The 19,483-nt window shown below is 57.8% G+C and carries 14 protein-coding genes and 1 pseudogene; 10 read left to right on the forward strand and 5 right to left on the reverse strand.

Annotated elements, in window-relative coordinates; translation table 11 throughout:
* Positions 1–191, forward strand: a pseudogene (locus tag B1C80_RS28450) (T9SS type A sorting domain-containing protein); the annotation flags it as partial.
* Between the two features lie 103 nt (positions 192–294).
* On the opposite strand, the gene B1C80_RS20100 reads toward B1C80_RS28450, so the two are convergent.
* The 3 genes from B1C80_RS20100 to B1C80_RS20110 form a co-directional block, all read right to left on the reverse strand.
* Positions 295–5,334 (reverse strand): hypothetical protein, encoded by a 5,040-nt coding sequence (locus B1C80_RS20100; RefSeq protein ID WP_077923095.1) that lies wholly within the window; start codon positions 5,332–5,334, stop codon positions 295–297.
* A gap of 206 nt (positions 5,335–5,540) precedes the next feature.
* Complete coding sequence (gene prmA, locus B1C80_RS20105) at positions 5,541–6,371, reverse strand: 50S ribosomal protein L11 methyltransferase (protein WP_077923010.1); 831 nt, start codon at positions 6,369–6,371, stop codon at positions 5,541–5,543.
* A gap of 92 nt (positions 6,372–6,463) precedes the next feature.
* Positions 6,464–7,831, reverse strand: coding sequence for a hypothetical protein (locus B1C80_RS20110; RefSeq protein WP_077923011.1), 1,368 nt, complete (start codon positions 7,829–7,831; stop codon positions 6,464–6,466).
* Positions 7,832–8,059: 228 nt separating this feature from the next.
* On the opposite strand from B1C80_RS20110, the gene B1C80_RS20115 reads away from it, so the two are divergent.
* The 6 genes from B1C80_RS20115 to B1C80_RS20140 all read left to right on the forward strand — a co-directional run bounded on the left by B1C80_RS20115 (position 8,060) and on the right by B1C80_RS20140 (position 14,025).
* Positions 8,060–8,614, forward strand: a complete 555-nt coding sequence (locus tag B1C80_RS20115; protein ID WP_077923012.1) for an RNA polymerase sigma factor — start codon at positions 8,060–8,062, stop codon at positions 8,612–8,614.
* Complete coding sequence (locus B1C80_RS20120) at positions 8,607–9,245, forward strand: hypothetical protein (protein WP_077923013.1); 639 nt, start codon at positions 8,607–8,609, stop codon at positions 9,243–9,245. The genes B1C80_RS20115 and B1C80_RS20120 overlap by 8 nt, the downstream gene beginning before the upstream one ends.
* Entirely contained in the window at positions 9,242–10,156 is a 915-nt protein-coding gene (locus B1C80_RS20125) for a DUF4097 family beta strand repeat-containing protein (RefSeq protein WP_077923014.1), read from the forward strand. The genes B1C80_RS20120 and B1C80_RS20125 overlap by 4 nt, the downstream gene beginning before the upstream one ends.
* A gap of 158 nt (positions 10,157–10,314) precedes the next feature.
* Positions 10,315–11,598: a hypothetical protein gene (locus B1C80_RS20130; protein WP_077923015.1), complete on the forward strand. Its 1,284-nt coding sequence runs from the start codon at positions 10,315–10,317 to the stop codon at positions 11,596–11,598.
* Positions 11,599–11,632: 34 nt separating this feature from the next.
* Positions 11,633–12,805 carry a porin family protein gene (locus B1C80_RS20135; protein ID WP_161492794.1) on the forward strand — a complete coding sequence of 391 codons (1,173 nt, stop codon included), beginning with the start codon at positions 11,633–11,635 and terminating at the stop codon, positions 12,803–12,805.
* 158 nt (positions 12,806–12,963) lie between these two features.
* Entirely contained in the window at positions 12,964–14,025 is a 1,062-nt protein-coding gene (locus B1C80_RS20140; protein ID WP_077923017.1) for a serine hydrolase, read from the forward strand.
* Here the strand turns inward: B1C80_RS20140 and B1C80_RS20145 are convergent.
* A complete protein-coding gene (locus B1C80_RS20145) occupies positions 13,970–15,676 on the reverse strand; it encodes a deoxyribodipyrimidine photo-lyase (protein ID WP_077923018.1) in 1,707 nt (568 codons plus the stop codon). The two genes, B1C80_RS20140 and B1C80_RS20145, sit on opposite strands and share 56 nt — an antisense overlap.
* 72 nt (positions 15,677–15,748) lie before the next feature.
* Between B1C80_RS20145 and B1C80_RS20150 the strand changes: the two genes are divergently transcribed.
* The 3 genes from B1C80_RS20150 to B1C80_RS20160 all read left to right on the forward strand — a co-directional run bounded on the left by B1C80_RS20150 (position 15,749) and on the right by B1C80_RS20160 (position 18,508).
* Positions 15,749–16,204 carry an ABA4-like family protein gene (locus tag B1C80_RS20150; protein ID WP_077923019.1) on the forward strand — a complete coding sequence of 152 codons (456 nt, stop codon included), beginning with the start codon at positions 15,749–15,751 and terminating at the stop codon, positions 16,202–16,204.
* Positions 16,205–16,310: 106 nt separating this feature from the next.
* The gene (locus B1C80_RS20155) at positions 16,311–17,822 is read left to right on the forward strand and encodes a S41 family peptidase (protein ID WP_077923020.1); all 1,512 of its coding nucleotides are present in this window, start codon (positions 16,311–16,313) and stop codon (positions 17,820–17,822) included.
* 164 nt (positions 17,823–17,986) lie between these two features.
* Positions 17,987–18,508, forward strand: coding sequence for a PolC-type DNA polymerase III (locus B1C80_RS20160; RefSeq protein WP_077923021.1), 522 nt, complete (start codon positions 17,987–17,989; stop codon positions 18,506–18,508).
* Between the two features lie 77 nt (positions 18,509–18,585).
* Here B1C80_RS20160 and B1C80_RS20165 read toward each other — a convergent pair whose 3' ends face one another.
* Entirely contained in the window at positions 18,586–19,470 is an 885-nt protein-coding gene (locus tag B1C80_RS20165) for a carboxypeptidase-like regulatory domain-containing protein (RefSeq protein ID WP_077923022.1), read from the reverse strand.
* Positions 19,471–19,483 lie beyond the last annotated feature (13 nt).

The following is a 19,483-nucleotide window of genomic DNA, read 5'->3' on the forward strand; positions in this document are numbered from 1 at the left end:
AGGGTCAGGAGGTCTACCAGGAGCAGGTAGGCAAGCGCCAGCAGCAGGTTCGTTTGCGGCTGGACGTGAGCAGTTTGCCCGACGGCTCGTACAGCTTGCTGATCAGCAACGGGGTAGAGACGACGAGCCACGCTCTGACGATTGCCACGGCCCAGCCCGCCGAAACCACTCGCCGGATCGCCATGAACTAACGAGAGTTACCCAGCCGGCCCGGCCGGGTAACCGATAGTATCCCTTACCTTCCTCTCCCTTAACCAAACAGCCCATCCGCACGGTGCAGATGGGCTGTTGCTGTTAGAAACCTTCGCGTTCGTCTTCCTTGTCTTTCTTCTTCTCGGCGGGCTTCGGCGTCTCTTTCGCCACTTTGGGAGCAGGCTTGGCTGCGGGTGGTAAGGCCCCGGCTTTTCCTTTTTTCGTTGCCGCCTTCGCTTTTGTGCCGGGCTTGGTAGCGGCCGGTGCGGCTTCCGGTTCGGCTGCGGGCTCTACCGTTTCGTCGTTCGGGTCAACGGCGGGCGTGGCGGCAACGGTCGGGGTGGCCGCTTTCGGCTGGGTTTTCGGTCGGGGGGCTGCTTTGGGCCGGGTCTTGTACTGATCGAGGTAGCGGTCAACGAACAGCTCTTTCTCATCGACGGTAGCCGGAACCAGCTCCAGCGCGGCCTTGCTGCTATTTTTTGAACCCGCCAGCAGCCGGTCGTTGATCTCCTGCTCCGACGTTACGATGGCCAGCTGACCCGGTGCCGATGGGCTGTTGCCGGGTTTGAAGTCGTAGAAGACCCAGACGTCGGGCGAGGCTTCGAGGTAGATACTGGCTTCGTCGCCGGCGGCTCCCTTGCGGATTTCGACAAACCCGTCCATCTGAGCGTTAATGTCGGCGCTCATCATGTTCGACACGCCCAGTCGGCCGATGCTGTAGAATGCATTGAACTTGTCGGACCAGCGCAGGTTGGCGTTGGCCAGCACGAGCATGGCGTTCAGTTTAGGCGAGGCCTGGTTGAGCGGCACGTGCTGGTTCTGGGCTTTGGTCCGGTAGGCATCGACGGCGGGCTGGCCAATGAGCGGCAGCAGCTTGTCCGACAGCCGGTTCAGGTCATCGTCGGCGGCTTCGTCGTTTTTCTCGTCCTGGTTGGTCGTGATCAGCTTACTGGCAATGGAGCTGCTCACGGTTTCGGGAACGGGAAAGGTGAATGCCAGCAGCGTGTTGAACCGATAGAGCGCACTGTCGATGTTGACCCGCGCCGACCCGGCCGCCAGCAGGTAGGGCGCCGGGCTGGTGGTGAGCAGGTTCAGCTTGCCTTTGTAGGTCATCAGACCACGGGCATCGTTAAAGGTAAAGGCGTTCTCTACCTCGTCGCTGGTGCTGTCGGCAACGGCCTGGGCTTCGTCAGGGCTTCCCGAGGTAATCCGGTAAAGCTTGTCTTTTTCGTCATAGCGCATCAGCCCGGTGGCGGCAAACAGATCCTGGTCGCGGTTGTCTTCTTTGGGCGAAAGGAAGGTGGGGTAGAGGGTGCCGCCCACGCTGAAATGAATACCGGCCACGAGTAGCTGCCCGCCTTCGTTCTTCAGGTTTTTATCGACTTTGATCTCCAGTCGCTCGGCTACTTTTTCCTTGAAAGGCAGCCAGTCGCCCACCAGGTTTTTTCGCTTTTTGAGGGCCGGTTTGATATAGCCGTCCAGCGCCAGGTCTTTTTCGGGGGCCTGCATCGTTATCAGCCCCTTATACAGCATTTTGGGGGCCAGCTGCAGGTTGTCGTCTTCGTCGACTTCGGCGCGCGCTACCGTAAAATAGGTAGTAGCCGCTTTGGTACTAGCTGCGTTTCGTTTGCCACGCGCCGGTTTTTTGGTGTCGGCCGTCAGCGAAGCGCCTGCCACGGCCGGGGCCTCTTTCAGCTCGAAGCTTTGCATCTTGATGATGGCCGTATCGCCCTTCATGGTAGCAAACTGGTAGCTGGCATCGCCCGCAAAGCGCGTTCGCGACACGATCTGTATATTGCCATTCTTCAGTTTGTGGAACAGGCTGACCGTATCCAGCTCGAGCCGGGCGTTTTTGAGGGCCAGCATTTCGCCGTTGCGCCGGATGGTGACCAGCCCTTTGTCGGGGTAAATACGGGCGTCGGCCGAGGTAACGTACGGAACCCCGCTGATGTTGAGGACCATCTTTTCTACGTCGTAGAGGGCCGCGGCACCGTTGAAGGTCAGCCCTTCCTGCTCGTCGCCGGTGGCGGTAAAGACCGAGCTTTTCACGTCGCCGGCCGTGGGGCCCGCTTTCATGGCAATGGTTTTGGCGTTGATGTTCCACTGGGCTTTGTTGATGCTGGTCTTGTAGGCCGCAAACGGAAACTCGATGCTCGAGCCGAGCGTGTCGCTGATGCTCTGTTGCTGTTTGTTGATGGCCAGCCCAACGATACCCTTGGTCTGGTTGAAATCCACATCGACGCTGTTGCCGACCAGAATGGGTTTGTTGCCTTCCTTGTCTGAGGTGATCGTGAATTTGGCGTTGTCGGCAATGAACCCTTCTTTGTTGAATTTGATGCTGTTCGAGATGGCTTCGGAGTCTTTCCGGCGCAGGGTGCCGTTGCCGAACAGACCCACCGACCGCATCACCAGGCTACCGTCCAGGTTGGTGGTGGCGCCGTAGAAATTGAAGTTATTCTTCTGGGTCGTGATGACCATGCTGTCGGCTTTGGGCCACCATTTGAGGCTGAAGTTGTTGAGCTGCACCTGCGGAAAGTAAGCTTTACCGACCAGCCCTTCCTTAACCTCGCCTTTCTCGCCCGACGCCAGCAGCGAGTCGGTCATGAACAGAATGCCCTGGGTGTTGAGGCTGGCTGTCAGGTGGTTGAGTACACCTTCGGCGCGGAGCCCGCTCTTGTCCATAACGATATCGCTGGTGAGCTTTACGGTCGATTTACTGCCGTAGACCGGGTAGCCCGTGGCGGGTGGTTTCTGAACGAAGCCCAGCGTATTGTCGGGCATGGTTTTCAACTCGGCTTTGAAGGGCGGAAAGATGCCGTCGGAGTAGAACGTACCCATGAAGGAAATGTCGCCCTTGCCGATGCTGTCGTTGTCGATGGCCGGTATTTTAAAATAGACCTTCCGGTTATAGACCAGATTGCCCCGCACCGGCTGATCGAAATAGACCGTCATACCCTGCGGCATCACGAGTCGCTGGGTGGTTTTCTTGCCGTTGATCTTGCCCGACTTGTTATCGGCGCTGCCCAGAAATACCGTACCCGGATTCTCGTACTTGATATCGCCCCCTACTTCGCCGTCTTTGCCCTGAGCCGCCAGTTTCTGCGACGAGAATGTGATGGAGTCGATCTTGTTGAGGTTCATCGCAAACTTGTCGTAGTCGAACTGCATATCGCGGCCGGCGTAGCGCAGGGTACCGGCTTTGAGCTGGCCGTTGAGCGTAAAGGCCCGGCCTTTGCCCACGCGGATGGTTTTGTCGGACGGGACCCCGAAAATCTTCAGCGAGTCGGACAGGGTGAAGCGGTCAACCCCCCGAATGGTCATGATCTTGTCGTCGAGGTTGATGGTGGCGTTTTTGGTGCTGTCGTTCGAGGCAAAGGTCGACTGGATCTGGAAGTTGTCGTAGTCGCGTTTGTTGGTGTAGGCCAGAACGTATAGCACGCCCTTCCGGCTCAGCCGGAGCATACCGCTGGCGTCGCGGTCGAGGTAGCCTTCCAGCACCATGCGGTTCAGCGCTCCCCGCAGGGCCGTCGGACTGGCCTTGGGGTTCCCTTTGGCAAACTGAACGATATCGTCGTCGAAGAAGCTCTGCTGCTTTTTGGTCGATACGTAGTTCGCCACGATCTGCAGCGGGTGAAAGCCGTAGTCGAGGGTCAGGTCGGCATAGCGCTGGGGCTGAAAGTAATCGAACGACTCGAACCGGACGGGTACCTCGCGTTTGGCCCCGACCTGGTAGAAGTCGACTTTCCGGCGCGGCACGTCCCAGCGCATCACCTCGGGCTGGATATAAAATTTGTGGTAGGAGTCGGCGTAGGGAACGCGCATGTATTCGGTACGGTCGGGCCGGTTCAGCCAGGCCACCCGCTGCGTTTTGTCGAAACGAAACTGGACGGCCGGGTGCGTGATGGAATCGGTCTCGATGTAACCTACAAAAGCCGCGGCCTGGGCCGTAATGGTCGAGTCGCGGAAGTCGAACCGGCGGCTGCTGGCTTTGAAGGCGGGTTTGCCGTTGTGTTTCACGATCAGCAGCGCCGGTTGTCCGCTGGCCGACGAGCCGACCATCTGTGCCCCGGCCAGTGCCAGCCCGCCCCGGTAGTCGATGTCGGTGCCGAGGCCGGGAATGGTCACGTTGTTCTCCCACGACAGAAAACGCGGGTACACCGCCGGGCCGCTGCGTTTCTTGCTGACGTACTCGAAGGTGCCTTTGATGGGCTTGGCCTGCTCGTAGGTCAGCGTTACATCGTCGGCCTGCAGGCGCGGGTTCATGGCTACCAGTGAATAGTCGGCCAGGGTGACGAAGATGTCGGGGCGCCCGGCCGTTTCCCAGCTGAACTTGCCTCCTTTGCCCACAAAAATGCCTTCTTTCAGTAGCAGGTCGCCACTGGTGTTGGCCAGCACCGCCGAGTCGCCGTTGGCTACCATCGCCAGCGACGCCCCCGTGAGGGTAATAACCGCCCCCGAAACGGTCGGAATAGGCCGGCGCTGCGGAATATACCGCGGCCCCAGCTGACGCGGCTGGGTAGAATCGGGTGAGATGGGATCATCCCAGCCGTCGAACCTTGAGCGCTCGGCGGCTGCCTGGGCCAGGGCCAGCGAGTCGGCCGGTGTGGCTGGGGCGCCCGAGGTGGTGCTGACCGGAGCGTTATCTACGTAGCGAAACTGAAAGGTGCCGCCCTGGGTAGCCAGCTTATTGACGTTGCCGCTGTAGAGTTCGCGTCGTTCCAGAAACCGGCGGGTGGTTTCGAGCGTACGGGCCAGGGTGCGGGGATCGGTTGTCTCGAACAGTTTTTCGACCACCGTCAGCAGGCCGTCGATTCCGCTGGCCGACAGGGCGGGCTGCTGGGTATAAACGGCGTGATAGAGCGCGTCGTAGAACGGGGCGAAGTGGGTGGCGGCCTGTAGTCGTTTCTGGTTCATCCGGCGGCTGAGGGCCATCACCCGGTCCTGCTGCCCCGCCGACAGCCGGTTTTCGGACCAGAGCGTCTGCAGGTTCGTGCCCGCGCGTACGGCTGCCGGTCCGCCCGTAGCCATCAGCTTCTGTACGTCGGCCATGAACTGATCGGGCTTATCGGAAATACGCACGGCCTGGGCAAACGTAGCCAGGGGTGCGGTCAGAAGCAGGATAAGGTAAACGCAGCGTTTCATCATCTATAAGACCGGTGCCGGTCAGCGTACTGTGTATCGATATCTTTATAATTCTGTTCTTTACGGCAGGCCACGGGACCATCCGGACAGGCGTCAGCCACACCATCCGGTCAGGTGGTCCGTGAGGACACGAACCACGGTGAAGAGCGATTGCTTCTCTACACCACATGGTCCGTGTCCTCATTCAGCACGACCTTACCGTTGCTTTACTGTTTATAAAACGACAGACAGGTCCATTGATTTTTAACGAGCCGATCTTTTGTGATTAAATTCGTTTCATGGGCTTTCTGCTCGATATCAGGGGCGTCGTGTTCGTAGAAACCGCTGACCAGCAGGTACCCGCCGGGGGTTAGCAACTGTACGTAGGCCGGTATTTCGGCCAGCAGCACATTGCGGTTGATGTTGGCTAAAATGATCTCGAAGCGATGGGTGGGGTCAACGTCGGCAATGGTTCCCTGAAACACGGAAACCTGCCGACAGTCGTTCAGCTGGGCATTTTCGCGGGCGTTTTCTACGGCCCATTCTTCAATGTCGAACGCCAGGGCCGACCGGGCGCCCATTTTGGCCGCCAGAATAGCCAGAATGCCCGTGCCGCTGCCGACATCGAGGACAGTTTTTTCGACAAAATCAAGGCTGAGCTGCTGCTGGAGCATCATGGCCGTGGTTTCGTGATGGCCCGTTCCGAACGACATTTTGGGGTTGATCACGATGTCGTAACGAAACCGGGCGTCCAATGAATGAAAGGACGCCCGGACCCGAACCTGGTCAGCAACTTCTATCGGCTCGTAATCGCGCTCCCACTCGGCGTTCCAGTTTCGTTTTTCTAACGAACTGAACGTATAAGCTATTGCCGTTTGGTCGGCGTATTTTGTGACTATTTCCCCAACCGGTGTTTCGGCAAAGTCATCTTCGGTAATGTAGGCGTTCAGTCCCTCGTCGGTTTCTACGAATGATTCGTATCCCAGTTCGGCTAGCTCGGCGGTCAGGATGTCGGTATAGTCGGGCGAAACCGTCAGTTGCAGTTCTATGTAGTTCATACGTCAAAGTAACAAAAAAAGGGCAAGCCGGTTAGCCTGCCCTTCGGTATACTGACTTCTACCCGGTTTGGAGGAACCCGGTTTGGAGCACGTTATAGCGTACCGTCTTTCATCTGTTGCAGTGCCTTCTCCAGCGAGGTCACAGACGGGAACTGGAACTCCTTCGATTTCTGAACGGCTTTCTCCTGCCAGTCAATGGCTTCCGCTTTTCGGTTCAGCCGGTACAACAGGTGGGCATAGGTATCCATCGAACTGGGGTCTTCGCGGAACTCCAGCGATCGTTTCGACCAGTCGAGCGCTTTTCCGAGGAAAACAGGGTCTTTGGTCATTCCGTAAAACTCCCAGGCTGCGTTGTTCAGCGCGCCCACAAACCGTTGGGTGTTGGGGTTGAGGACAAACGATTGGGGCGACGAAACGGAGGTCATTGACCCGCCTGGCCGAACCCCGCCCGATGGCGGTATCGTGCCCCGCATCCGGCGCTGGTTTTCGAGGTTGTCCAGGTTCTGAATAGAGTCGACCCGGGCCGTCATGAAGTAGGTATCGTAGTAGCGTACCGCTGCCGATAGAAACCGGGCGGTATCCTTGATGCCCCGGTAGTAACGGACCATTGTCCACTCCCGTCCCGCCATTCCGTTTTTGATGTTGTTCTGATGCGTTCGCTGTACGAAGGCCGCCGTACGAACGGCCAGCGTCATGTCTTTATTCCGGATGGCTTTCCGGATCGAATTGTTGATAGTCCGGTTGTTGAGCTCAACGGCCTTGTTCCAGCCAACGACTCGGTATAAACTGTCTACCCGGCTGTAGCGGGCCCGAAAAACGGAGTCGGGTTTGCTGCTTACAATAGGACCCTGTTCAAAAATGAACCGCAACAGGGCCGCCGACTGGAGCGAGTCGGGCGGGAGCTGCCGGATGTACTCATCCAGCAAATCGCCCGTTGAGAGGCCTATCTCCCGCCGGCGATTGATGTAGTTCCGCATCAGCGCCGGCGACCGGTCACCTTTGGCGTAGGCGTCGGTCAGGGGTTTCATGGGCTGCGTACGGTGGCGGGTCATGGCTTCTTCGGCTTTCTCCAGGTAAGCCCGGTCGAACGTGGTACTGCCGCAAAACCGGGCCAGCGGGTTTTCATCTACGTCGAGATAGGCCGAAGAGGGCGTACACTCAATCTCCAGTTTCTCCACCAGCTCCCTACCCACGGCCGTCGTGCCGTCAACGCGGAAGCTGATAAAATTTAACGCAAATTTTTCACGCAGAAGCGGACTGTTGAAGGCTACATTGACCGTTTCCGTGCAGCCTCCGCACTGGGGAGCGTCGACGTGCAGAAACAACAGCTTCTTTTGCTTTCTGGCTTTCTTGACGGCGTCTTCCCAGCTACCCGACTCAAAAACAATACCTTGGCCCGCGCAACTAGTCGATTTTACAGACAGAGCAAAGAGGAAAAACAGCAATAAGATAGGTTTCATGATGTGGATTAGTTTGTTTATACGATCCTAACGAATGGTTTTTTTGACATATATACAACTTGTCCGGATTCCGGTCAAGTGGTCGAGAAAAGGTAATCTTGTTTATTGATATGGTAACAAGACAGGTCTGGGTGTTAACCCGCTGAAAAGCATCCGAAAATTAAATACGTGTGCTTTTCCAACCTTCGGCTCGGCTTAATGCCCTTTGGTCCGAAGCCTCTGAAACCCATGTTCCGCTTGGTAACCCCGCCTGACCTATCTGAACGCACGTTAGTGGATCGCTGCCTGTCTGACGATCAACCGGTTCGGCGTACGGCCCAGCGGCTCCTGTACGACCGCTACAAACGGGCGATGTTCTCCACGGCTTACCGCATCATCAATGACTATGATCACGCCAACGATGCCCTGCAGGATGCCTTCGTGGAGGTGTTTCGGAACCTGGATCAGTTTGCGTTTCGGTCAGCACTCGGCGCCTGGATCAAGGTCATTGTTGTTCGGCAGGCCGTTCGGAAGCAACGACTCGAGAACCGCTTCGAAACGCTCAACGAAATAACGCATGACCAGCCGGCCGTGCTGCCCGACGGCCTGACCGGTGCCGAACTGGACGCGGCTATTCGAACCCTGCCCGATGGTGCCCGGACCGTTTTTCTGCTGGCTGAGGTAGAAGGATACACCCACCGCGAGATTGCCGACATGCTGGGTATTTCGGAAGGAACCTCGAAGTCGCAGGTGAGCTATGCCAAAAAATTATTACGACAACGCCTGAATCATTGCTATGAATAAGCCGTATCCCGATCTGCCCGAATACGATCCGCACCCCGACCTCTGGAATCGGATCGAAGCCGATCTGGTCTCCGACGAGCGGCTGGGCCAACTGATGAACAGCCTGCCCGCGTTTGAGCCGGCTCCTGATTTATGGGCCCGTATCGAGGCCGATGTGGTAGATCCTGAACCGCTTTCGGGTATCGGCAACGGGCCTGTTCGCCAGCCGGATTATCGCTCGCGTTTCACGATCGTTCGGTCAGTATGGGCCGGTGTAGCGGCTGCGGCCGTGGTCATCCTGGTGGGAGTATGGCTGCTGGTACAACCCGCCACCACCGGCCGGGAGCGCATCGAATACGCCGTTGAAACCAGCACCGATTGGTCGACCCCCGCCATCCTACCCGCCACCGATGCCGACCGGCGGGCCGAGGAGTTCATTGCCCGGCAATGTGCCGAACAGGCCCTGGCCTGCCAGCGCCCCGAAGTACACGAACTCCGTAACCAGCTCACCGAACTCACTACCGAGCAGCAGCGCCTGGAAGCCGAACGGCAAACCTTTGGCGATGACCCGGCGCTGGTGCGGGCACAGGTAAAGATTGAGAACCAGCGCGCCGAAGTGACCAAAGAACTGATAAGCCTGCTGCGCTCATGAAAACCGGAACGACATACGTACTGGCCGTGCTGATCAGCTGGCTGACCCAGAAAGCCGTGGCCCAGACATCCGTGCAGGTCGTGACGAAGGTGGTTGAGAAAGAACTGCCTTATGCTGACGGGCAACGGATCCGGCTGGCGGCTCAGAAAGCCGATCTGACCCTGAAAGGCTGGAACCGCCCCATGGTAGCGATCCGGCTCCGGCTCGTGGCCAAACATCCCGACCGGGCTACGGCCGAACGGGAACTGGCCTATCATCAGTATACGCTCCAAGCCAGCGGTGCTGAGCTGGACATATCGAACCGATTCGTGATTCCGCAACGGGCGGGTAAGCTGCAAAGCCAGCTCAAAGCCATCTACGAGATCAGCGTGCCGACCAAAGCCCTGCTGACCATTACCAATACCTTCGGCGACCTGCGCCTGAGCGACCTGGCGGGCGATATAAACCTGACGTTCGAGTTTGGGAAGCTGCTGCTCGAAGACATGGGCGGCAAACTAACCATCGCATCGGACTACGGCGACATTGATGCCCGCAACCTTGACGCCCAACTGACGCTGAAGGCCGAAAAAGCCGACGTAACCCTGCGCGAACTGGGCGGGCGGGTCAGCATCCGGAGCCGCTACGGCAAGCTGACGCTGCTGCCGGCCGCATCGCTCGATAAACTGACCGTCGAAGCCGCCCGTACCGACATTCTTGTAACGACCCGGCGCCTGGCCGATTTCCGCTACGACGTCATTACCACCTTTGCCGACATCCACGTACCCGAATCGGTTATGGGTGAGCTGGGGCGGCTGGGGAGCAGACAAACCTTTACCTACCAGCCTGCGGGCGTACGCAAACCCGACATTCAGATTCAAAATAGCTACAGCAACGTGGTCATACAGGGCGAGAAGCCAATCGTTGATCGCTAAAACGTCTATGTTATGAAACCTTTCAGACCGCCTGTTGCCCCCCAGATTATGTCGCCCAACTCTGTATTTCGGCAGGTGCCGTCTGGCCGAAGTTTGTCGTTTCAACTGAATGCACTCATAGGTTTAGGCTGGTAAACCTCCTCAACGCTGCTCTTTGTATGAAATCTATTTTAGTGCTCATTGGTCTCGGCATCTGCGTGGGTGCTCAGGCCCAGGAATGGACCTTCGGGCCGAAAGTAAATCTTGGCCTGTCGGCTCGTCAGCCCCTCGAGGAGGTAGTGGTGGGTACTATACGGGCTACCGTTGGCGGCTCTTCGGGCGATGCCAGTACCAGTGGAGTTGGCGCCTTTGCCCGCTACGACCGCCTGCGCTGGTACGGGCAGGCGGAGGTGAACCGGCTCCGCAGTCAGCAACTGAGCGCATCGATCACGACAACCACCCTGGGGTTTACGACGGCACAACCCCGGAATCGGAGCAACCGGACTGATGTGCGGATCGTGGGTGGCTATAAGCTGCTGCCCTGGCTGCGAGCCAGTGTGGGGCTGGGTGCCGTTCACCACGATGCCAATCCCGCCGATGCGTATCAGCACCTGATTGCCAGCGCCGAACAGCAGGCCGTTCAGTTTCCGGAAGCTAAGGATCAGTTTCTAAGCCAGGCTCGGGCCTACGAGGTAGCCCAGGTTATCCAGAACGGCCTTCAGCGGCAATGGCTAGAAGCCTCGCTGGGATTGGGAATCGACATTGGCGGTTTAACGGCCGACCTTGTCCATACGAACACCCTAACCCCGCTGATAAACGGTATTGTTGTGCGGGATCGGACCTACGCGCTGCGGCAACAGGCTACCTTCTGGTCGTTGCAGCTGGGGTACCGGTTGTTTCCGCTGAAGGCCCATCTGCTGGCACCGCGTAAGAACCGGGCCTATGAGCGCATTAAGCGGGATATTCCGTTCTATCGCAACGAATTTCACCTGTCGGGTGGGCTCCTGGGCGAAGACATTGGCAGCGCGTTTCTGTACGAAAACCGGTATACACACTACCTCACGCGTCGAGCCGGCATAACGGCCGGGCTGAACCTGATGCGGATCAACGAAACGTATGTAAACGGGTTTCTGCCCAAACAGTATACGCAGGTGCAGCTGGTTACGGGATTTCGGGTTCTGCCGCTCTACAGCCGCCGACATACGATCGGGCTAACGGCGGGGCCGCTGTTCATCTACGAAACCGGGTTCAGAACCAACTCGGGCGGTACCCGCACAATGAACGGACAACTGGTACAGACGGTCGATTTTAGCGCCAGCTCCCGCGCCCAGGGACTGTCGGTTGCTGTACAGGGTACGATCGATTACAACTTTGCCGCAACCGACCGGCTGATTCTTGGCCCATGGCTACGCGCCACCCCCGATTATGGGTATCTGGGCGTACAGGCCGGCTACCGCTTCTGATTCATTCCCGTCAACAGCCATCGAGATTATCCCCATGAAACGGTTTACTATACTTGTTCTGTCCATTGTGTTGGCAGGTGGCGCTCTCCGCGCTCAATCGTCCTATCGTTTCGAGGCCGAAGCGGCTGGGGGCGTCCTGCACCTGCCCGGTATCGACCGCACTGGCTGGGCGGCCCGTCAGCAACTCACGGCCTACCTCCGGCCTCGTATCGGCCTGTCGCTCGGCCTTAGCTGGGGTGGCTCGGCCAATACGGCCCCGCTTTCGGTTAGTTCTGGTCCGTTTGGGCGTCCCGATCCGGCTCGGCTCGACCGGTTTTACGTCCGTGCCGAGCGACTGTTCGACCTATCGGCGGTGCTGCTGCCGGTACTGACCCGGCGTCATCAGCTAGCCGTGCGGGCAGGCGTGTCGGCCTATCGCAGCCAGGCGTCGCGAGTCGATAGCGTGGTGTATTACGGACCAGACCGGCGCGACTACGGAGCGGTACTACAACAGTCGAGCCTGGATCGGGTGGTGCCGGTAGCGGGTATCAGCTACGATTACCGGCTCTCCGGCCGCTGGGCGGTAGGTCTTACAGGGTCGGCCTATTTCACCGGCGAACGTCGGCCTGCCACGCTGGTTGGTCTGCGAACCACCTACCGGTTCAACATCGGTACCGACTCGCTCGGTCTGCCGTCCATCAGCCGGGCCGACTGGCGGATGGGCGTGCGGCTGGCGGCTAACCTCACTGCCAGCAACGGGCGCTCCGAAGCGAGTGTGTATCGGCTGCGGGGCGTAGGGGGGCTTTGGGCCGAGTTGCCGCTATCGCTTATCTGGCAGATGCGGGGCGAAATCAACTACGCCCAGCGCGGGTCGCAGGTCCGGGGTCAGCAGATGGGAAACGTCCGTTACCTGTCGGCGATGGCTAACCTGAATTATCTGGAGGTACCGCTGCTGTTCCGGAACGAAGTCGGTTACCACTGGCACCTGTACGGTGGGCCATACCTGGCTTTCCTGCTCAACGGCCGGGCCAGTAGTGACGGGCTTCCGGTTGCCGTAACGCCCCATACCATCAGCGGCCTTATCGTGGGTGCCGACTACCAGCTGACCGATCAGCTTGCCGTCGATCTGCGCTATCAGCGGGATCTGGTTCGGCTCTCGAGTACCCCCTACGGCGGTTTGCATGGCTTCCAGCTGGGCGTGAGCTGGGCAATTGCTCGGGAGCGATAACCCGCTGGTCCGGAAACCCGTTGTTCGGTATGGCCCCGCTGCCTGTAGCCTGGCTTTTTCCGTAGATCCTGACCTGACACCGGTTATCCGATGGGAGATGTGTCGAAGGCTTGGGCTGGTATCTTTACCCGGTATAAACCTCGTCTTCCGCGTTTACCATGATCAGTTTACTTGTATCGCTCGTCTGGCTGTTCGGCAGCTACCCGACCGCCCAGCCCAAACCCGACGACCCGGTGGTGGCGTTTATCCGGGCCAATCCGGAGCGGTCGGCGGTGATGCTGGTGCGCAACGATACCACACTGGTAAGCCTGCGGGCCGATCAGCTCTTTCCGCTAGCCAGCACCGTCAAAATCATGGTGGCCATCGAGTTTGCCCGGCAGGCAGCCGCCGGAAAAATACGCGCCGATGAGTTGGTTCTGCTGAGCGACATCGACCGGTACTACCTGCCTAACACCGACGGGGGCGCTCAACCCGCCTGGAAAGCAGAACTGACCGCCCGACAGGCCATACAGAACGGCCGGGTCACGCTGCTCGACGTGGCCAAAGGCATGATTCGGTACAGCAGTAACGCCAATACCGAGTACCTCACCGACCGGCTCGGCTTCAGGGCCGTCAACGCCAACCGGCGCATCCTGAAGCTGCCTAAACATGAGCCGGTTCTGCCGATGGTAGCCCCGCTGCTGCTGTATTCCACCATCGATAAGGCCGCTACGCTGGCGCGGCTGCGCGCCATGAAAAGCCGTGACTACGAAGCACAGAGTATGGCTCTGCACGCGCAACTCAAAGCCGATGCCGACAGCTCGCTCCGGAAGCAGTTTATCTTTCCCGATCTGGAGTTGCAGAAGGTCTGGTCTGACCGGCTCACGGCCTCGACCGCCCGTGAGTACACCTCCATTATGCAGAAGCTCAATCGCCGGGTCTATTTTGAGCCCGCGGTGCAGACCCTGCTCGATCAGATTATGGAATGGCCGTTTGCGGTTAACCCCGGTAACCGACAGGTCTACGAACATATTGGCATGAAGGGAGGCTCCACGGCCTTTGTGCTGACCAATGCGCTCTATGCTACCGATAAAGCCGGTAACCGATCGGAGCTGGTCGTGTTCTTCAACAACCTGACACCCGGCGAGAACGCGCTGCTGCAGAAGAATCTGAATACCTTTCTGATCAACTGTATCCAGACGCCCCGGTATCGGCCGACGGTGCAGGCGTTGCTCCGCTGAGAAGGCCGGGCGCATTCGGCTGGGCCGATGGTTTACCGGTTGGTTTACCAGCGGAGGAGCGGGGCTTTCGGGGCTTCGGCGCGGCCGGTGGTTTCGGGATGGTGTGGGTTTTCAGGATGCGGGCCTGCTCGGCTTTACCGACGTCGGTCTGGCGGGGCTGGTGCAACTCGGTGCGGGCATGGCGGGCGGTTTCGGCGATGTTGACGATCGGAGCGGGGTAATCGACGCCGACCTGGAAATGGTACATCGTCTGCTCCAGCAACGGCATGGTCCAGGGTTCGTGGATGTAGGCCACCGGGCAGTTGGCCAGCTCGGGTACCCATTGTTTAATGAACACCCCCTCCGGGTCGTGATCCTGCGACTGTTTGACGGGGTTGTAAATCCGAACCGTATTGGTGCCGGTCATACCCGCCTGCATCTGAATCTGGGCATAGTGAATACCTGGCTCGAAGTCGGTGTAGAGCCGGGCCAGGTGCCAGCCGCCTTCCTGCCAGTGCTGCAGCAGATGATGGGTCAGAAACGACGTCAGCATGGCCCGCATCCGGAAATTGATGTAGCCCGTAGCGGCCAGGCACCGCATGCAGGCATCGACCAGCGGGTAGCCCGTTTGGCCGTCGCGCCAGGCTGCGTAATGCGCCGGGTTGCTGTTCTTCCGGATGGCATCGAACGCCCGGTTCACGTTTTCGAACTCGATCCGGTCCTCGCGTTCGAACTTCTGAATAAAATGACAGTGCCAGCGGAGCCGCGACGCAAACGCCCCGTATTGTCGGCCCAGGCCGGGCGTCGGTGGCTGTTTGGCGGCTGCCAGCTGCGCCTGAAATACCTGCCTTATACTCAGACAACCCCAGGCTATATACGGCGACAGTCGACTGCAGCCCCGACGGCTGTCGAGGGGTTTCGAGATGGAGCGGGCGTATTGGGTAATCCGGTCGTTGAGGAAGCTGTTCAGGTAGCGGTGCGCGTTATGTTCACCACCGGGCTGGAACAGCGGATTGGGCCGACGCCAGGCATCGGGCAGAGCCGGCCCCCGCTCGGCTTCGTACCAGTCGGCCGGAATCCGGGCCGGTTGCCAGCGGCTGAGGTCGGGCTGTTGCTGGGGCGCGCGCATGGTTCGCTGCCAGTCGTCGGCCCAGCTTTCGCGGTTGCGCAGGGGGCGGATAACGCCATTGCTGGGAAACTCCTGCCAGCGGATGCCGTGCTGCCCACACAGCGCCGTAACGGCTTTGTCGCGCTCGTAGGTGACCCGCAGGCCGGTTTCCTCGTGCGAAAAAAGCGTCTCGATCCGGCATTGGGTCAGCAACGCCCGCAGCACATCGGGAGCATCACGCACGAAAATCCAGAGCTGGGGCTGGCCGGCTTCCCGGGGTTCGGCCGGTTCATCCTCGAACGTGAAGGGCAGCCATTCGTGAACGAGTGGAGCCGCTGGGGCCGGTTGCCAGACCTGTAGCTGCTGATTCAGGTCGGTCAGGCATTCAGAGACAAACCGCCAGTGGCGCTCGTCGTAGTTGGGGTCGGCCATGACCGTTGGCTCAAAGCAGTACAGCACCAGCAGCGGGCGGTTGGCCGAGAGGGCGGCCGCCAGCGGAGCGTGGTCGCGCAGGCGCAGGTCGCGCTTGAGCCAGAGGACGTTGATGGCTGGTTTATTATTCATACTGCCGGGCTTGATACAAGCATCTGTACGGCTAATTTGTTTAGCTTCACTCAACCAAAACCAAGCCCGTTTATGACCCCCGATGCCGCTTTTCAATATGCGAATTTGCTGGTACTGCCCCAGTGGATGCTGATGATCGTTGCGCCCCGCTGGCGCGTTACCCAGATGCTGGCGCGCATGCTGCCCATTCCGATGACGCTCGGGGTTATGTATATCTACTGGCTGTTCAACAGCTCACCCGCGGCCGGTGAGGGACCGGGCTTCGATCTGCAGGCGTTTTCGACGCTGGCCGGGGTGCAGTCGTTGTTTACGGGCGCTAAAGAGGCTGTACTGGCCGGCTGGATACACTACCTGGCTTTCGATCTGGTGGCGGGGAGCTACGTGCTGCGCGACGGGCAGGAGCGGGGCATTGCGCACGGGTGGCTGATTCCCTGCCTGTTTTTCTGTTTTTTGCTCGGGCCGATCGGACTCCTGCTGTACGGTCTGCTGCGTTTATTTCTGCCTAATCCATCGGATACGAAATTTTAATAGGGTTTTAAACAAAAATACTTGCAATTAGTTACGGTTGATTTTATCTTCACCTTACAAATAACGCCTGGCTTGTGAGGGTCAGTTTATACCGTGACTGCGAGTGATGAAGATTGGCCGAGTTATTCTGATTGTAAGCATACTTGTTGTGTTTGGCCGCCTGACGGCCCCTGCCCAGCTACTTACCCCCGCGCAAACCCACGCTGACCTGACGTTTCTGAAACGGAAGCTCGACATGCTGCATCCCGGCATGGGGTATTACACGTCCGAAGCCCGCATGGAGCAGTTGTACGATTCGCTCTACAACCGCCTGACCGACCCCATGGACTATCTGGCGTTCTACCGGCACGTCAGTCCGCTCGTCACGGCCATCAAAGACGGGCATACCAACCTCAACCACCGCAAATCTTACATTGGCCGCACCACCCGGTTCATTCCGTTCTACATCCGGCCCGTTGGCGATCAGTATTTCATCAGCCATAACGTATCGCCCGATACCACGCTTCGGCGCGGTACGGAACTGCTCACCATCAACGGCCGCCCCGTGGCTGATCTGCACCGGGAGCTGATGAACGCCGACCATTCCGGCTCCGACGGCGATAACCTGACCGGTCGCCGGCAGTGGAGTCTGGTGCAGTTTGCCGATTATTACGCGGCCTGGTACGGTTCGGCCGATTCCATTCGGATCACCTACCGCTTTCCCGACGATACCCTGATCCGGCATACCAGCCTGCGCTGCCCCACGCTGAATGGATTCCGGGCCGTACTCCACAAACGCTACCGCCACGAGATCAGCAACCGGCCCAACCTGTCGGTCCGGATCGTTGATACCCTGACCCAGACGGCCGTACTGCGCGTATCGACGTTCATGGGCCTGAAGAAAACGGACCCGCTGCAACTGGCCTTTAACCGCGAGCTGAAAAAAGCCTTCCGGCAGCTGCGAAAAGATAATGTGCAGAATCTGATCGTCGACATGCAGGGCAACGGCGGAGGCATCGTGCTGAACTCGGCTCGGCTGCTGCGCTACTGGATGCCGAAGCCGTTTACCATCATGCAGCACGAAGAAATGAAGCGGGCGGCCCGCGCCGAACTCGTTACCCGCTGGAATCCGCTGTCGGCCCTGAACTTCAGCCTGCACTACCGCCAGGACAAGCGGGGTGGTTTTGCCAGCCGGTCGGGTCATAAGCGGTTCCGACCCCGCCAGCGGCTGGCTTTCCGCGGCAACCTGTATTTCCTGATGAACGGCGCGTCGTTCTCGGCCACGACCTCGGTGCTGGCCAAAACGCTGGATGCCGGTCTGGGTACGTTCGTTGGGGAAGCCAGCGGCAGCGCCTACTGGGGTGATTTTGCGGGTCATTTCAAAACCGTTACGCTACCCAATTCACGCATACAGGTTCGTATTCCGCTCAAGAAGCTGTACCATGCCGTAGACCCCGGCCGGGCCAATGGCTTTACCGTAGAGCCCGATTTCGTAGTGACCCGCTCCTACGACGACCTGATGACCAACCGGGATTATATCCTCGACTACACCCTCCGGCTGATCCGCGATGGCGTCGTTGTCCGCCCCGGCCTCGACAAGCCCGCTCTCAAAACCCGCCCTCTACAGGCCTCGCGGTAAAGACACGGCCGCAATAAGCCGACCCTCTCCAGTACGTTCACCTGTGTCCGTGTCCTCACGGACACCTATGCGTCAGCAAAACCATCCGGGTAGGTGTCCGTGGGGACACGGACACGGGTGACTGGAGGAGCGCCTTTTTCGCGAAAAAAGCCTATCTTTAACCCGTGTATTGCATTGTCGACGTTGAAACCACCGGGGGTATAAACGGACCGTCCCGACTTACTGAAATCGCGATCTTTCGCCACGATGGCCAGCAGGTAGTTGATTCATTTCACTCGCTGCTGAACCCCGGCTGCCCGATTCCGCCGTTTATTCGTCACCTGACCGGTATTTCGGACGAAATGGTTGCCGACGCCCCGGTCTTTGCCGACGTGGCTGCCGACGTGCTCCGCATCACGCAGGACGCCGTATTTGTAGCTCACAATGTCTCCTTCGATTTCAATTTCATCAAGAAAGAACTGAACTGGCTGGGGTACGATTATTTCCGGCGCACGCTCTGCACCGTTCGAACCAGCCGCAAGCTCATTCCCGGTCATGCTTCCTACAGCCTCGGCAAACTCTGTCAGGCGCTGGAGATTCCGCTCAACGGCCGCCACCGCGCCCAGGGCGATGCAGCCGCTACCGTACTGCTGTTCGAGATGCTGCTTCAGCACGACAAAAACGGGCTTATTCCGCGGGTGAAGTAAATAGGAATGGCTCAATACGGTTGGCTGCCAACGAGTAACGGCTTGTTGAATAGTCCACTTACCATACCGTAAACTCCTTATTCATAAGAATTAACGACAACCCTGATCATCGGGTTATAAATATCTCCATTGGGAAGTTGGTAAAATGAGCATGGGGACCAGGAACCACCATTGACTCGAGTACAGGAAAGGATTTCTTTAAGACCTTTTGCCATCCCTATACTTTGCCCAAAGCATATTTTATTTCCCTGTACATCTTTTAAATCATCGGAATCAGCGTATAACCACTCCATAGCTATATGAAACCCGTCTGATGGCGTTTTTATAGCATAAGGTCTTAGGTCTACTACCGCCCATCCCGGATTTAAAGCATGCACTACTATATTGTCATGTATAACTAGTTCATTGGGTAAATTTGATTTATTACTATAGACCTTCACTCTAAAAGGTGTATTATAAAACCTGTCATTTTCTATGAAAAAAACGACTTTATCAATATAAGAATTATCGGAAACAGGTTCACTTTTGACTAAAAAAGATAACTCAAGATTATTTTGTGTACAATTCGAATGTTTACCGTCTGGCTTATTCTTATTTATACCAAACGTATTTACTTTATACACTCTTCTATTACTCACTTTGACTTCATTAATAGCAATAGATTTTTCTTTTAAAACTATCTTTGAAGTAGTATCGCTCCCTATAACTATTCTCTCAGATGTATAACCTAAAGCACTCACAATTAACGTATCGCTGTTTTCTTTATTATAATATACGAATGCGCCAGAAGAATCTGCTATAACTCCGTGAGATCTGCTCACATTATGAACATTAGCGTAAGGTACAGGGCTACCTTTTTGGTCTATGACATGGCCTGTCAACGTTTTTTGAGCAAGCGCCGAGACAGAAGCTAAAAAATAAATCAGGAAGCTAATTACTTCAGTCTGTTTTCTGTTTTGCATTGACAAAATCCGG

Source organism: Spirosoma sp. 209 (assembly GCF_002006735.1).
Classification (GTDB): domain Bacteria; phylum Bacteroidota; class Bacteroidia; order Cytophagales; family Spirosomataceae; genus Spirosoma; species Spirosoma sordidisoli.

What these genes read in the sequence shown, in the direction of transcription:
- B1C80_RS20100 (WP_077923095.1), bottom strand. Translation starts at nt 5,334, where the DNA reads ATGAAACGCTGCGTTTACCTTATCCTGCTTCTGACCGCACCCCTGGCT.
- prmA (WP_077923010.1), bottom strand. Translation starts at nt 6,371, where the DNA reads ATGAACTACATAGAACTGCAACTGACGGTTTCGCCCGACTATACCGAC.
- B1C80_RS20110 (WP_077923011.1), bottom strand. Translation starts at nt 7,831, where the DNA reads ATGAAACCTATCTTATTGCTGTTTTTCCTCTTTGCTCTGTCTGTAAAA.
- B1C80_RS20115 (WP_077923012.1), top strand. Translation starts at nt 8,060, where the DNA reads ATGTTCCGCTTGGTAACCCCGCCTGACCTATCTGAACGCACGTTAGTG.
- B1C80_RS20120 (WP_077923013.1), top strand. Translation starts at nt 8,607, where the DNA reads ATGAATAAGCCGTATCCCGATCTGCCCGAATACGATCCGCACCCCGAC.
- B1C80_RS20125 (WP_077923014.1), top strand. Translation starts at nt 9,242, where the DNA reads ATGAAAACCGGAACGACATACGTACTGGCCGTGCTGATCAGCTGGCTG.
- B1C80_RS20130 (WP_077923015.1), top strand. Translation starts at nt 10,315, where the DNA reads ATGAAATCTATTTTAGTGCTCATTGGTCTCGGCATCTGCGTGGGTGCT.
- B1C80_RS20135 (WP_161492794.1), top strand. Translation starts at nt 11,633, where the DNA reads ATGAAACGGTTTACTATACTTGTTCTGTCCATTGTGTTGGCAGGTGGC.
- B1C80_RS20140 (WP_077923017.1), top strand. Translation starts at nt 12,964, where the DNA reads ATGATCAGTTTACTTGTATCGCTCGTCTGGCTGTTCGGCAGCTACCCG.
- B1C80_RS20145 (WP_077923018.1), bottom strand. Translation starts at nt 15,676, where the DNA reads ATGAATAATAAACCAGCCATCAACGTCCTCTGGCTCAAGCGCGACCTG.
- B1C80_RS20150 (WP_077923019.1), top strand. Translation starts at nt 15,749, where the DNA reads ATGACCCCCGATGCCGCTTTTCAATATGCGAATTTGCTGGTACTGCCC.
- B1C80_RS20155 (WP_077923020.1), top strand. Translation starts at nt 16,311, where the DNA reads ATGAAGATTGGCCGAGTTATTCTGATTGTAAGCATACTTGTTGTGTTT.
- B1C80_RS20165 (WP_077923022.1), bottom strand. Translation starts at nt 19,470, where the DNA reads ATGCAAAACAGAAAACAGACTGAAGTAATTAGCTTCCTGATTTATTTT.